Source organism: Mesorhizobium sp. M1169, from assembly GCF_040318345.1.
GTDB lineage: Bacteria > Pseudomonadota > Alphaproteobacteria > Rhizobiales > Rhizobiaceae > Mesorhizobium.
In genome coordinates this window covers 91,838-105,078 of the sequence record NZ_JAMYME010000006.1, presented here as the reverse complement: position 1 = coordinate 105,078, position 13,241 = coordinate 91,838, and the positions used below count along the sequence as shown (strand labels likewise).

The window sequence follows — 13,241 nt, the reverse complement described above, 5'->3', positions numbered from 1 at the left end:
TCCCTGTATTTCTTGTCAGTTGCTGAACGGATAGTCCCGCCGTTCCGGGTCGGCACGTGAAGAGGCGGCAGCTTCGCCCGCGCCCAGCGCCGCCGATATCGCCTCGGCCGCCGCCTTCGTCCGCTCGAACACGGTGCTGCGATCGAAGCGGGCGGCCTTTTGCGGCAGGAAGGGGACGGTGAGCGCGGCAATGACGGCGCCGGTATGGTCGCGCACCGGCATCGAAATGTTGGTGCAGCCCTCGACAGCCAGCGAGGCGCGCATTTCATAGCCGAGCCTTGCGACTTCGTTCAGCCGCGCTTCGATTTCCGCCCGGCTGCCTTGGCCTTCGCCTGCAGCGACGATCCGTTCGACGATGCGGTCGCGCTCGGCGCGGCTCGAATGCGCCAGCAGCACCGCGCCGGAGCTCGTTTCGAGGATCGGGAAATGCGAGCCAAGGGCAACCGAATAACGCATCGGCAAAGGCGAATCGATCTGCAGCACGACCAGTGCGCTCTCGCCTTCGCGCACGACCAGATGGCAGCTCTGGTCGGCATTGGCGGCGAGGCCGCGCATCAACGGCAGCGCGCATTCGACCAGGCGGTTCACCGGGGGATGCATATGCGCCAGTTCGAACAGCTTCAGCGACAGGCGGAAGCGGTCCGATTGCGTCCGGAAAATGTAGCCGCGCTTCTCCAGCAGCAGCAGGATGCGGTATATCTCGTGAATGGAGCGCCCCATTCCGGTGGCGATCTCGGTCTGGGTCAGCGGCTCGCCGCTGGCAGCCATGAATTCCAGTATGTCGAGCGCCTTCTCCACAGCGGGCACCCGATAGCCGTTGCGGCCGCTTTCGCCTTCGTCGACGATCTGGGCAATATCGGCGGCCATTACGCGACGCTCCGTTGCGGCTGGCTATGCCTGGTCTCGCGATAGAGCCGGTTCAGCCGATCCGCGAGCTCGGCCGCCTGCAATTCGCCGGCGATCGCCGCCGCGGCATGAGGGGCGCATTGGCGGAAGAAGCTGATGAAGCCCGGATGGGTCGGGCGCAGATAAGAGGCTTCGATCGTCGCCAGCGTCGAGGCGAAGAAGCCGCCCGAGAGCGCGTTGACCTCGGTATCCTGCCACGCCGCCAGCGACCCCGGCTGTCCGCCGGATTTCACATAGTCGCCGCGCTGATAGCCGGGCGAGCACAGAAACAGCGCGTAGTCGATAGCGGCTTGCTTGTGTTGCGATTGGGCGCTGACGCCGATGCCGGCGCCGCCGAGCAAGGCGCCGGCGGATCGCGGCGTCGGCACGTCGGCGAAGCGCAGATACGGCCTGTCGGCCCTGGAGGCATAATTCACATAGCCGAAGGCGAACGGCACGTAGACCACGTCGTCATGCGCGATCATGTGATCGTAGCAACGGATCGGGTTCCATTTCGGCGAGTTCGGATGCGACAGCGCCGCAAGCTGGCGCAATTGCCCGACGGCCCGCTCGATTTTTTTCCCGGCGATGAACTCGTCGCCGTCTTCCCGGGGCTCACCCAGCGTCAAAAGCAGGCACATGGCGTCAGTCGGCACCAACGGCAGCCCAAGCCATTTGCCGTCCTTCAAGGCGCGCCGGCCGAGCTCCAGCACCTCGTCATGGCTGCGCGGCAGCGGTCCGTAGCGCTCCAGGAGATCGGGGCGATACGAGGCAACCTGACAGGCAGCATCGATCGGCAACGCCCATTGAAGCCCGTCCCTTGCGTAGGATTGCCAGGATGCGCCGACCGAATCCCGTTCGAAGCCGTGGCGCTGCTCGGCCGACAAATCGAACGGCACCATCAGCCCGCCTTCGGCAATATCGCCGATGAACGGATGGTCGAACACGACAAGATCATAGGCGCCGAGCACCGGACCAAGCGCGCCCTCGCCGAACTCATAGAGGCTGCGGCGGTCCCATTCGATCTCAAGACCGGGATTGGCGGCACAATACGGCCCGATGCTGGCGTCGAGCGGACCCCAGCAGCGTCGGTGATCCCACGCAAGGCCGCGCAGTCTTGTCATGCCGAAATTCCTCCCAGAGGCGGCCATGCGCCGGCCCAGCCGATTAGTAGCAACTATTTTCACCTAGACAAGTAGTTTTTACATACGCAAAGCCAGTCCTCGCTTCCGCTTGGCGAGAAAGCCGCCCAACCATCCCTGGTGCGCATCGCGTTGCCGCCGGCCTGCAACCAAAGGCTGCGACGGATCTGGCTTTTTGGAACTTTCGCGACGAACATTCGTTCGGTTGGCGCAGCCATCTGGAGCAGCAGCAGTGGAATCAGCAGCCACGTCGCAGGGAGCGGACTAAATGGACCAACCTTGGGCGGGGCCATGAACCGGTTTACCGCCTTGGCATTCGCCACGTTTCTGGCGATAACTTCGATCTGGGCACTGTTTCTGATTTCTTAGGATTTGGCTCTGGTTGCTTGGGATTTGCCGCTGGATTTGGAGGGTTCTCGACAGGTTGACCGCTTAACGATGACGTCCGCCGCGTGTGGTTCTGCCAGCCGGAGCCCCGTGCGTGAAGAAACTGTCGCCAGGAGCACACCGGCGCGAACATTCGGGGGTTGGCAGCCACGCTGCCTGCAACGTTCCATCGGTTTTCAGGAAACGGCGAGATGTCATGTTGCTGAGGGCGATCGTTCGAAATTGTGCCGCCATCCGTGTTGGCCGCGTCGGCGCGACGATGCTTGTTGCCGCGCTGCTTGCCGGCTGCCAGGGCGGCGTGCTCGATCCGCAAGGGCCGGTGGGGGCGGCGCAGCGGACGATCCTGCTCAATTCGGTTGCTATCATGCTGGCCATCGTCATCCCGACGATCGTGGCGACGCTCGGCTTTGCCTGGTGGTTCCGGGAAACCAACACAAGAGCGCGGTACCTGCCGGAATGGGCCTATTCCGGACGCATCGAACTGGTGGTCTGGTCGATCCCCATCCTCGTCATCCTGTTTCTGAGCGGCATCATCTGGATCGGGTCGCATGACCTCGATCCAATGAAGCCGCTGGATTCGCAGCAAAAGCCGCTTGTGGTGCAGGTCGTCTCGCTCGACTGGAAATGGCTGTTCATCTACCCCGAGCAGAATGTCGCGAGCATCAACCAGCTCGTGGTGCCGGCGGGCAGGCCGGTGCATTTCTCGCTTACCTCGGCAAGCGTCATGAACGCGTTCTTCGTGCCTCAGCTTGGCGGCATGATCTATACGATGAATGGCATGACGACGCAGCTTCACCTGCAGGCGGATCAGCCCGGCGAATTCTATGGGCGGTCGGCCCATTTCAGCGGTGACGGTTTTCCAGGCATGCAATTCGTGCTGCATGCCGTCGCAGCGGATGCCTTCGACGCGTTCGTCAATTCGGCGCGAAGCCAGGGACAGGCACTCGACAAGGCCAGCTACCAGGAACTGGCCAGACAGAGCATCGACGTGCCGCCTTCGACCTATCGCTCGGTCGAGCCGGACCTTTTCCATGAAATCGCGACGCAGGGCGTTCCGCCCGCGCCCGGTCCCCAGGCCGGTCGCCCCGAGCCGAGCGTATCGCCCAAGGCAGGAGGCTGACAATGCTCGGAAAATTGAGCTGGGACGTCATTCCGTTCGATCAGCCTCTGCCGATGATCGCCTCGGCGGTCGTCGCCCTGGCAATCCTCGGCGTGCTGGCCTGGGTCTTCCTGGCCGGCCATTTCCCCTATCTCTGGCGCGAATGGATCACCAGCGTCGATCACAAGCGGATTGGCGTCATGTACACGCTGCTGGCGCTGCTGATGCTGCTGCGCGGCTTCAGCGACGCCGTCATGATGCGGTCGCAGCAGGCCCTCGCCTTCCAGGCGCCCGGCTATCTGCCGCCCGACCACTTCAACCAGGTCTTTTCCGCCCACGGCACAATCATGATCTTTTTCGGGGCGATGCCGTTCGTCATCGGCCTGATGAACCTGGTCGTGCCGCTGCAGCTCGGCGTCCGAGACGTTGCCTTTCCGACGCTCAACTCGGTGAGCTTCTGGCTCACCGCCACCGGTGCGCTGCTGGTCAACATCTCGCTGGTGATCGGTGAATTCGCGCGTACCGGATGGCTGCCCTATCCGCCGCTCAGCGAGACCGCCTATTCGCCGGGCGTCGGCGTCGACTATTATCTGTGGGCCGTGCAGATAGCGGGCGTCGGAACGCTGCTCACCGGGATCAATTTCGTCACCACGATCCTGAAGATGCGGTCGCCCGGCATGAGTTACCTCAGGATGTCGATGTTCTGCTGGACCTCACTTGCCGCCAGCCTGCTCATCGTCGCCGCCTTCCCGATCCTCACCGCCACGCTCGCGATGCTGACGCTCGACCGCTATTTCGGCTTTCATTTCTTCACCAATGAAGCTGGCGGCAACATGCTGATGTTCGTGAACCTGATCTGGGCCTGGGGCCATCCCGAGGTCTACATCCTCGTCCTGCCGGCGTTCGGCATCTTCTCGGAGGTCATCTCCACCTTCTCCAGCAAGCCGCTGTTCGGCTACCGCTCGATGGTGGCCGCGACGCTCTTCATCTGCATCGTCTCCTTCATGGTGTGGCTGCACCACTTCTTCACGATGGGCGCCGGCGCCGACGTCAACGCCGCGTTCGGCATCGCCACCAGCATCATCGCTGTCGGTACCGGCGTGAAGATCTATAACTGGATGTTCACCATGTATGGCGGCCGCATCCGCTTCGCGACGCCAATGCTGTGGTCGCTGGGCTTTATGGTGACATTCGTCATCGGCGGCATGACGGGTGTGTTGCTGGCGGTGCCACCGGCCGATTTCCTGCTCCACAACAGCCTGTTCCTGGTGGCGCATTTCCACAACGTCATCATCGGCGGCGTGCTGTTCGGCGCCTTCGCGGGATATACCTACTGGTTTCCCAAGGCATTCGGCTTCCGGCTGCACGAGGGCTGGGGCAAGCTGGCCTTCTGGCTGACGCTGATTGGGTTCTACGCCACCTTCGTACCGCTCTACGCTGTCGGCCTGCTCGGCATGACCCGCCGCATGCAGCATTTCGACGTGCCGGCATGGCATCCGTGGGTGCTGGTTGCCGGCGTCGGCATGTTGATCACCACCGCCGGCGTGGTCGCGCAGATCGTACAGCTCGTCGTCAGCATCCGGCAGCGCGCGGCGCTTCGCGACGCCACCGGAGATCCCTGGGACGGCCGCTCGCTGGAATGGGCCACGCCCTCGCCGCCGCCGGTCTTCAACTTCGCCGCGCTTCCGCATGTCGAGGGCGAAGAGCCCTACTGGAGCATCAAGCAGCGGGCACGCGAGCAAAACCGGCTGCGCGACGAGCCTGACTACGAGCCGATCGAGATGCCCCGCAACAGTCCCACCGGGTTCATCTGCGCCTTCTTTGCGACCGTGATGGGTTTTGCCCTCATCTGGCACATCTGGTGGATGGTGGCGCTCGGTGCGCTCGGTGCTTTGGCCACCTTCGTCGTATTCGCGTGGCGCGACATCCCCGAATACGTCATTCCTGCCGCCGAAGTCGCCCGGATCGACCGCGCCAACCGAAGTGCGCGCCGCGAGGCGCTGGCCACTTACACGGGGCCAAGGCCATGACCGCGATCGACGTTCGAGAGCGTGACCCCTACCGCCTCTATGGCGGGCACGGCCATGCACCCGGCCACGGCGACGGCGGCCCGGCACCGATCCGGATCGTCGTGGGCTACGGCTTCTGGATCTTCCTTCTGAGCGACATCGTGATGTTCTCGGCCTTCTTCGCGGCCTATGCCGTGCTGGCGGGCAAGACGGCGGGCGGGCCGAGCGGGGCCGAGCTGTTCGACCTGCGCAACGTCGCGATCGAGACGGCCGCTTTGCTGTTGTCGAGCTTTACCTGCGGTCTCGCCAGCCTTGCCGTGACAGCGCGGCGAAGCTCCTGGTTCTATGTCGCGATGACTGTCACCTTCGTGCTCGGCGCCAGCTTCATCCTGCTCGAGTTGCGCGAGTTCGCGCATATGGTTGCCACCGGTGCCGGGCCGACGCGCAGCGCTTTCCTGTCGGCGTTCTTCACGCTGGTGGGATGCCATGGCCTTCACGTGACGGCGGGGCTGCTGTGGCTGCTCACGATGATGGCGCAGATCTTCGCCAAGGGATTCCGCGACGATATTCTTCGGCGTTTCATGTGCTTCAGCCTGTTCTGGCACGCCCTCGACATCATCTGGGTCGCCCTGTTCACGGTGGTCTATCTCCTGGGAGCAAGTCGATGAGCAATGCGGACGATCGCCACGCGCAACGGCGCGACACCGATGGGCTGGAGCGCTACGACATCGATACGGCGCCGGGTGACGAATACCTCGGCGACACCGAGGTCGGATCCGGGCTACGCGGCTATGTGATCGGCCTCGGGCTGGCAACGTTGCTGACCATCGCCTCGTTCTGGTTGCCCGGAACCAACCTGATATGGGCACCCGGCATTCCGGTGGCGCTGGTCGTGCTGGCGATCGCCCAGATGGGCGTCCATCTCGTCTTCTTCCTGCACATCACGACGGGACCGGACAACACCAACAACGCCCTGGCGCTTGCCTTCGGCGTGCTGATCGTAGTTCTGGTGATCGGCGGCTCGATCTGGATCATGGCCAATCTCGACCACAATTTGATGCCGATGAATGCGACCATGAACATGAACCGCTAGCGATGTGAGGCGCAGCGCAGTGCCTCCAGCCCGGCCTTGCCCGCCGCTTCAGACGCATTGCCGGATGACGGACCGGTATCAGCTGCGCTGGCTGGAGTTTTGATTTTTGCGATCCTGCGGCGATATCGCGCCTTTCGAGGCCTTTGAGCCGCCGCCCCACTCCTGGGCTTTCCGTGCCTGATCGCCTGCTTCCTTCGGTGCCTCGGCCTTGTCGCTGCCGCTGGCTTTCTTGCCGGATATGGGTTGGTCGACAGGGTTTGATTTGTTGTCCATCATGCTTCTCCGTTTGTGCCGAACCAGGCGACGGGGTGGCGTGGCGTCCTCAAGCCCGTTCGAACGTGCCGACGAGCTCGGCCTCTCCCACGACGTGCGGCTCGGCCTGTTTCAGCACGTCTTCGACGGCAGCCTTCTCGCCGAGATGAAGCGTCTCGGCGTCGAGTGCAAGAAGCCGGAAATGGTAATGGTGGAGCCCATGCCCAGGCGGCGGCTGGGGGCCGTCATAATGAGGATTGCCGAAATCGTTGACGCCGTGTCCGAGGCTCTCGGTCTTGGCGCCGGCGGTCGTGCCTTCGGGAAGAAAGTTGCGCTGTGCGTCGATGTTGTAGACCGCCCAATGACGGAACGTGCCTGAAGGGGCGTCGGGGTCCTCGACGGCCAGGACGAAGCTTTTGGTTCCTTGCGGGGCGTCCGTCCACTCCAATGGTGGCGAGACGTTGCCGCCGTCGCGGGAATAGCGCGGCGGTATTTTTTCGCCATCGGCAAAGGCAGAGCTTTTGAGCCTGAAAGCCATGGTCTCCATCTCCCTGTCTGAGATTCCCTCATAAACAGGTACGAGCCGCCGAGTTCCGGTCGCCGCCCCGGTCAAACCCAGGGCTATCGCACATGGAAAGCCGAGGCTTTCGCTCTACGACGTACCCCCACCCCTAGCCCCTCCCCACAAGGGGGAGGGAGACTTTCGTTGGCGCTGACCTCGGCAAATTGCCTGCCTTTCGGCGCCAAAAGGGGAAGTAAGGGCGGGCGGCAGCGTTCCCTCCCCCTTGTGGGGAGGGTTAGGGTGGGGGTCCATCTTCGTAAGAATCCAAATGCGATTGCCCTGCAGTCAAACCGGATTGCCGGCCGTTGGCCGGAACATTCGCCGAGGAAGCGGGTTTTTCGGTTCGGACGCATCGCCGCAGAAACGGCAATGGGCTCGGCAATGGACGAAGGGCGCGACATGACCGGGCTAAGCGGTAAGCAACCAAGCGGGGCGAAAGGTGTTGTGGTCGCATTCTCCGTGCCGGGCGGCGAGACAATCTATACCCACGAGCGGGAAACCGTCGCTGCCGTTGCGCGCACGATTGCGGCGTTGAAGGGCTTTGCCTTCCGCGAGGGCCTGAGTGACGGCGGCGGTGACGGTCGCCGACTGTATTTCGTGCCGGACGACAGCCTGCTTGCCGTCGATGCGCTCCAACTGGGCATAAACGGGCCGGAGGACCTCTTCGGGGGTGTGGTGCCCTGGCGCCTCGCAACCACCAAGGCCATAACCCACGAGCTGGTGGACGGGTCGGCGGCACGGCCAAAAGAATGGCCAGCCGGCTTCGGCAGAGCCGTCGGCGCTGCCGTACTGCCCGGCTATACCGCATTTTCACGCGATGACGCGCTGCGCGCAGCGGAACGTCTGCTGCAGCTAGGGCTGGTCCGGTTCAAGCCACCGCGCGCTTCGCGGGGCCGCGACCAGCACACCGCCGCGACCGTTGCCGACATCGAAAGGCTGCTGGAACGATATCCATCCTCCGACCTGAGGGAATACGGCCTTGTTCTCGAAACGGAGCTTCGCGACATCGTCACGCTGAGCATTGGCAGAACGGCGATCGATGGAACATCGGTCGCCTATTACGGCGTGCAGCGAATGACGGCCGACAATGCCGGACAGCCCGTTTACGGCGGATCCGATCTGGTCGTCGTGCGCGGCGGATGGGAGGCGCTGGACGGGCTGCAGCTTTCTCCGGCGCTAAGTTTGGCTGTGGCGCAGGCGAGGATCTACGACGCCGCGATGGATGGCTATCCCGGATTCTTTGCCTCACGGCGCAACTACGACATCGGCCAAGGTGTCGATTCCTCGGGCATCTGGCGATCGGGAGTGCTGGAAGCCAGCTGGCGGATCGGCGGCAGCAGCAGCGCCGAGCTTGCGGCGATGGACGCCATGAAGCGCGACCCCGACGTGCAGATCGTGCATGTCTCCGCCGTCAAGCAGTTTGGCAGCACTGCCCACCTGCCGCTGAACGCAGCGATCCATTTCCACGGGGAGGACCCCGAGGAGGGTCAAATCACGCGTTATACCGTCGTCACCCAGGCGATCCGAGCGCCGGTCGGGGAGGCCGGCCGATCGTCGTTCTAACCATGTCAGGTTGAAGCCAAGCACGCCTCCGGCAGGGAACATCCGCCAATGGCCCGAGTTTGTTTCGGGCAGGCAGCAAGTCAGAGACCGGAGGAAAAAATGATCGAGATGATTTCCGCTCCCCAGAATGTCGCCGCCTTTCGTGTCACCGGCACCGTGACGGCGGACGACTACGACAAAGTCATCCCGGCAATCGAAGCGAAACTGAGCGACCATAAGGACATCGGCGTCCTGACCGATCTTGCCGATTTCGAGGACATGACGGCTGGCGCCTTGCGGCGCGACCTGCAGTATGGGCTGAGCAAACTTGGCGAGGTCCACCGCTTCAAACGTGCCGCCGTGATTTCCAACAAGCAGTGGATCAAGGCAGCCACGGAAATGACGGACGCGCTGTTTCCGCAAATCGAGGCGCGGGTGTTCCCGGAGGACGAAAAAGCCCAGGCCCTGAAATGGGTGGCAGGCGTACAATAGCGGTGTTGGGGAGTGCCATGCCGTTCGACAAACGACAGGATCCGGAAGGCCTCTGGGAGGTCTATGACAGCGAGAGCGACGAAGCCGTCGTGGTCGGCGGGTTGCCGCTTTCCGGTCTCGACGAAAGCGAAGCCGATGAAGCGATTGAAAAGCTCAATCGGGGCGATCTGACGTCGGACAACATCCCCGAGACGGTTCGGTCAGGGTGGCCTCCGACCAAGGACGGTTTGTGATGACAGCCTGACGGACGTCACCGAGGACCGGTCGCGGATCTACGACGAGGCCTTGACCCCAAGCTTGCGGGCTTTGTCCTCAAATTCGTCGCGAATATCCTCGATCGTCGGCAGATGCAGGCGCCGCAGCTGGGCGTGCAACTTTTTGGCGGCATCTGAGCTCAGGTCGCGCTTGAAATTGGTCGCGACCTCCTCGGCCGAGCCGTAATGGCGATAGCGCTCGATCTCGGTCTTCGTGGCTTGCTGGACGTGCTCGAGCGTCTTGCGTTCGGCATCGGATTTTCCGTCTGGTTTGGCCCGCATGACCGGATTGAACGCTTTGCTGATAACGAATTCGACCAGTTCCTGCTGGGCGTGAGCCATGATTGTTCTCCCTCGAAGAAGGGCTGTCCGAGCCTAGAACGGTTCATCGGGGGAAACGCTGAACCGATCACTCTTGTTTTGACGCAATTCCGAACGGAAAACCGTTTCACACTTTTCCTGGAATTGCTCTAACCGCGGCGGCAATTGAAGGTTCCCTGGCTTGGGATTTCATTGCCGCTGGAGGTCAAGGGCGAAGATCACAGCCGCGCCTTGGTGGTGCGCGGCGTTGCCAGGAGCAGGCTTGTTTCGCTGCCGGTAATTCCGGGAATCAGCCGGATACGTCTCAGCACCGCATCGAACTCGCTCAGCGTCTGGGTTCCGAGTTCTATCACCAGGTCCCACCGGCCATTGGTGGTGTGGATGGTCGAGACCTCGGAGAAGCCGCCCAGCGCCCGGATGACGCGATCGGCGGCATGGCCCTCGATCTCGATCATCATGATGCCACGCACCCGCTGATCGACCGCGTCGGCGCGTAGAATGACGGTGTAGCCGACGATGACGCCGTCTCTTTCAAGTCGCTCGATCCGGGACCTTACCGTTGCCCGGGAGACACCCAGGCTAACGGCAAGGTCGGAAATGCTGCGCCGGGCGTCGTGCCGCAAAGAGGTGATGATCTGCTCATCGAGACGGTCCATGTTTGCTCACAACGGAAGTAGATGCTGCCGCTATGGTAAGGCACTTCGACAAATTTGCCAATTTGACATGTTCATTCTGCCAGCGATGCGGGCTTCACTAAAGGGCATCGTAATTTGGTGGGTTATGAGAATGCATTGCACGATCGTTGGGGCGCCGATCCAGGCCGGCTCCGGCCGCATGGGCTGCGAGATGGGGCCGAGCGCGCTTCGCACGGCAGGTCTGGCCGGCGCGCTGACCGAGCTTGGCCATACGCTGACCGACCTCGGAACGATTGTCCCTGCCGATATGCGCCCTGTCGTACACGGCAACGCGGCGGTGAAGGCGCTGCCGGAAATCGCCGCCTGGACGGCAGCGATCAGCGAAACTGCCTATGCCGCAAGCGCCGATGCGATGCCGATCTTTCTCGGCGGCGACCACAGCATTTCGGCCGGCACGCTCGCCGGCATAGCCCGCCGCGCGGCGAATGCCGGTCGGCCGCTCTTCGTGCTGTGGCTCGACGCCCACCCCGATTTTCATACGCTCGACACGACGACCAGCGGCAATCTGCATGGCGTGCCGCTGGCCTATGCCAGCGGGCAGCCCGGCTTCGAGGGCTACTTCCCCCGGCTTGCAGCACAGGTGGAGCCGGCTTGCATATGCGCGCTGGGGATCCGCAGCGTGGACCTGGCGGAACGGGATGCATTGCGCAGAGCCGGCGTGACGGTCCACGACATGCGTTCGATCGACGAGCACGGCATCGCGCAACTGCTTCGCGCCTTTCTCGAACGGGTCAGCGCCGCCAATGGCATGCTCCATGTCAGCCTCGATGTCGATTTTCTCGACCCGTCGATCGCCCCGGCGGTGGGCACTACCGTTCCCGGCGGCGCCACCTTCCGCGAGGCGCATCTGGCGATGGAAATGCTGCATGACAGCGGCCTCGTCACCAGTCTCGACCTCGTCGAGCTCAACCCTTTTCTTGACGAGCGCGGCCGCACCGCCACGCTTTTGGTTGACCTGACCGCAAGCCTGATGGGCCGGCGGATAATGGATCGCCCGACGAGGGGGTTCTGAGCCATGACGGTCAATTTGAACATCGTTCCTTTCGTCAGCGTCGACCGCATGATGAAGCTGGTGCTTGCCATCGGCATCGAGCGCTTTCTGGTCGAGCTTGCCGCCTATATCGAAGAGGATTTCAGGCGCTGGGAGCTGTTCGACAAGACGCCGCGCGTTGCCTCGCACAGCATTGACGGCGTCATTGAGCTGATGCCGACCAGCGACGGGAAGCTTTACGGCTTCAAATATGTCAACGGGCATCCGAAGAACACACGTGACGGCCGTCAGACCGTGACCGCTTTCGGCGTGCTTGCCGATGTCGGCAACGGCTATCCGATGCTGCTTTCGGAAATGACCATCCTGACCGCCCTGCGAACGGCGGCCAGCTCGGCCGTCGCCGCGAAATACCTCGCTCCCGAGGCCGCCCGGTGCATGGCGATCATCGGCAATGGCGCGCAATCGGAATTCCAGGCCATTGCCTTCAAGGCGCTGCTTGGCGTCGACAGGCTGCGCCTCTACGATATCGACCCGTCGGCATCGACCAAATGCATGAAGAATCTTGCCGGCCTGGGCTTCGACATCAAGCTCTGCGCGTCGGCGCAGGAGGCCGTTGAGGGTGCAGAGATCATCACCACGGTTACCGCCGACAAGCGGTCGGCAACAATCCTGACCGACAACATGGTGGGATCCGGCGTGCACATCAATGCGGTAGGCGGCGATTGTCCGGGCAAGACCGAGCTGCATCGCGACATTCTGCTGCGCTCGGATATTTTCGTCGAATATTCGCCGCAGACGCGCATCGAAGGCGAGAGCCAGCAGCTCGATGCGGATCATCCGGTCACCGAATTGTGGCAGGTGATGACAGGAAAGGCAGCAGGCCGGACGGGCGCCCGACAGATCACATTGTTTGATTCCGTCGGCTTTGCGATCGAGGATTTTTCCGCGTTGCGTTACGTTCGCGATCAGCTTCAGCGGACCGGCCTTTACGAGGAACTAGACCTTCTGGCCGATCCCGATGAGCCGCGTGACCTGTTTGGCATGCTGCTGCGCGCCGAAAAAGCGACCGGGCTGGCGGCCGCCGGCAGCTGAGCTGCGATCCTGTCGGTCAGTCCTTCTTTTCCTGATACAGGCGCTCGGTGGCGCGCTCGCTTTCCCTGCGCTCCGCCGGGCCGCGACGGCGCTGCGTGAGTAGGGCGTAGGCGATCAGGATTGCCAGCAGCAGTGGACCGCCTGCAACAACGAGCAACCACAAACTATTCCCAGACATCGACCGTCTCCTTTCCCTCACAACCGGGAAGGACCCGAACCGTTCCTCCGTCTCCTTAGGGGTCGTCAGCGGGGCGCGGTGCAATTCAGGATTTTATGCCTCGGTCAGGACGTTGCACGCCTTGTCTGCACTCAGGATGTCCTTATCTAGACTCTTATCCTTCGATCACATGCACTCTCTGCGAAGTGAAGGGAACCACAAGGGCTTTCTGACATTTGGTTGTTCAAGAGACAAACGTGCAGCCACA

Annotated in this window: 16 protein-coding genes; 9 read left to right on the top strand and 7 right to left on the bottom strand. The window is 62.7% G+C overall.

Annotated features, from left to right (window positions below; translation table 11 throughout):
- Positions 1-15 precede the first annotated feature (15 nt).
- Together NKH41_RS08595 and NKH41_RS08590 are read right to left on the bottom strand one after the other, a co-directional pair.
- Positions 16-867 (bottom strand): IclR family transcriptional regulator, encoded by an 852-nt coding sequence (locus tag NKH41_RS08595; protein ID WP_352771100.1) that lies wholly within the window; start codon positions 865-867, stop codon positions 16-18.
- Positions 867-2,009 carry an extracellular solute-binding protein gene (locus NKH41_RS08590; RefSeq protein ID WP_352473036.1) on the bottom strand — a complete coding sequence of 381 codons (1,143 nt, stop codon included), beginning with the start codon at positions 2,007-2,009 and terminating at the stop codon, positions 867-869. The genes NKH41_RS08595 and NKH41_RS08590 overlap by 1 nt, the downstream gene beginning before the upstream one ends.
- Before the next feature lie 601 nt (positions 2,010-2,610).
- Here NKH41_RS08590 and cyoA point away from each other — a divergent pair.
- Genes cyoA through cyoD form a run of 4 tightly spaced genes read left to right on the top strand, consistent with a single transcriptional unit; the run spans position 2,611 to position 6,615 of the window.
- Positions 2,611-3,534: a ubiquinol oxidase subunit II gene (gene cyoA / locus NKH41_RS08585; RefSeq protein WP_352771098.1), complete on the top strand. Its 924-nt coding sequence runs from the start codon at positions 2,611-2,613 to the stop codon at positions 3,532-3,534.
- 2 nt (positions 3,535-3,536) lie between these two features.
- On the top strand, positions 3,537-5,543 hold the full coding sequence (gene cyoB / locus NKH41_RS08580; protein ID WP_352746732.1) for a cytochrome o ubiquinol oxidase subunit I: 2,007 nt from the start codon (positions 3,537-3,539) through the stop codon (positions 5,541-5,543).
- Positions 5,540-6,190: a cytochrome o ubiquinol oxidase subunit III gene (cyoC, locus tag NKH41_RS08575; protein WP_352771096.1), complete on the top strand. Its 651-nt coding sequence runs from the start codon at positions 5,540-5,542 to the stop codon at positions 6,188-6,190. Before cyoB ends, cyoC begins: the two co-directional genes overlap by 4 nt.
- Positions 6,187-6,615 carry a cytochrome o ubiquinol oxidase subunit IV gene (gene cyoD, locus NKH41_RS08570; protein WP_352769325.1) on the top strand — a complete coding sequence of 143 codons (429 nt, stop codon included), beginning with the start codon at positions 6,187-6,189 and terminating at the stop codon, positions 6,613-6,615. Before cyoC ends, cyoD begins: the two co-directional genes overlap by 4 nt.
- Positions 6,616-6,693: 78 nt before the next feature.
- On the opposite strand, the gene NKH41_RS08565 is transcribed toward cyoD, so the two are convergent.
- Both NKH41_RS08565 and NKH41_RS08560 read right to left on the bottom strand, forming a co-directional pair.
- Positions 6,694-6,891 carry a hypothetical protein gene (locus tag NKH41_RS08565; RefSeq protein WP_352615135.1) on the bottom strand — a complete coding sequence of 66 codons (198 nt, stop codon included), beginning with the start codon at positions 6,889-6,891 and terminating at the stop codon, positions 6,694-6,696.
- A 46-nt stretch (positions 6,892-6,937) separates the two neighbouring features.
- Positions 6,938-7,405: a YbhB/YbcL family Raf kinase inhibitor-like protein gene (locus NKH41_RS08560; RefSeq protein WP_352771094.1), complete on the bottom strand. Its 468-nt coding sequence runs from the start codon at positions 7,403-7,405 to the stop codon at positions 6,938-6,940.
- A gap of 393 nt (positions 7,406-7,798) precedes the next feature.
- On the opposite strand from NKH41_RS08560, the gene NKH41_RS08555 reads away from it, so the two are divergent.
- The 3 genes from NKH41_RS08555 (at position 7,799) to NKH41_RS08545 (ending at position 9,696) form a co-directional block, all read left to right on the top strand.
- Positions 7,799-8,992 (top strand): DUF3182 family protein, encoded by a 1,194-nt coding sequence (locus tag NKH41_RS08555; protein ID WP_352920106.1) that lies wholly within the window; start codon positions 7,799-7,801, stop codon positions 8,990-8,992.
- A gap of 99 nt (positions 8,993-9,091) precedes the next feature.
- Complete coding sequence (locus tag NKH41_RS08550; RefSeq protein WP_352615141.1) at positions 9,092-9,463, top strand: SpoIIAA family protein; 372 nt, start codon at positions 9,092-9,094, stop codon at positions 9,461-9,463.
- 17 nt (positions 9,464-9,480) lie between these two features.
- A complete protein-coding gene (locus NKH41_RS08545) occupies positions 9,481-9,696 on the top strand; it encodes a hypothetical protein (protein ID WP_352473044.1) in 216 nt (71 codons plus the stop codon).
- Positions 9,697-9,735: 39 nt separating this feature from the next.
- Here the strand turns inward: NKH41_RS08545 and NKH41_RS08540 are convergent, their stop codons facing one another.
- Both NKH41_RS08540 and NKH41_RS08535 read right to left on the bottom strand, forming a co-directional pair.
- Complete coding sequence (locus tag NKH41_RS08540; RefSeq protein ID WP_352539878.1) at positions 9,736-10,059, bottom strand: hypothetical protein; 324 nt, start codon at positions 10,057-10,059, stop codon at positions 9,736-9,738.
- Positions 10,060-10,256: 197 nt separating this feature from the next.
- Complete coding sequence (locus NKH41_RS08535) at positions 10,257-10,694, bottom strand: Lrp/AsnC family transcriptional regulator (protein ID WP_352449541.1); 438 nt, start codon at positions 10,692-10,694, stop codon at positions 10,257-10,259.
- A gap of 130 nt (positions 10,695-10,824) precedes the next feature.
- Between NKH41_RS08535 and rocF the strand changes: the two genes are divergently transcribed.
- A complete protein-coding gene (rocF, locus tag NKH41_RS08530) occupies positions 10,825-11,745 on the top strand; it encodes an arginase (RefSeq protein ID WP_352473047.1) in 921 nt (306 codons plus the stop codon).
- 3 nt (positions 11,746-11,748) lie between these two features.
- Positions 11,749-12,816: an ornithine cyclodeaminase gene (gene ocd / locus NKH41_RS08525; RefSeq protein ID WP_352771090.1), complete on the top strand. Its 1,068-nt coding sequence runs from the start codon at positions 11,749-11,751 to the stop codon at positions 12,814-12,816.
- Positions 12,817-12,832: 16 nt separating this feature from the next.
- Here the strand turns inward: ocd and NKH41_RS08520 are convergent, their stop codons facing one another.
- Entirely contained in the window at positions 12,833-12,994 is a 162-nt protein-coding gene (locus NKH41_RS08520; protein WP_292655465.1) for a hypothetical protein, read from the bottom strand.
- Positions 12,995-13,241 lie beyond the last annotated feature (247 nt).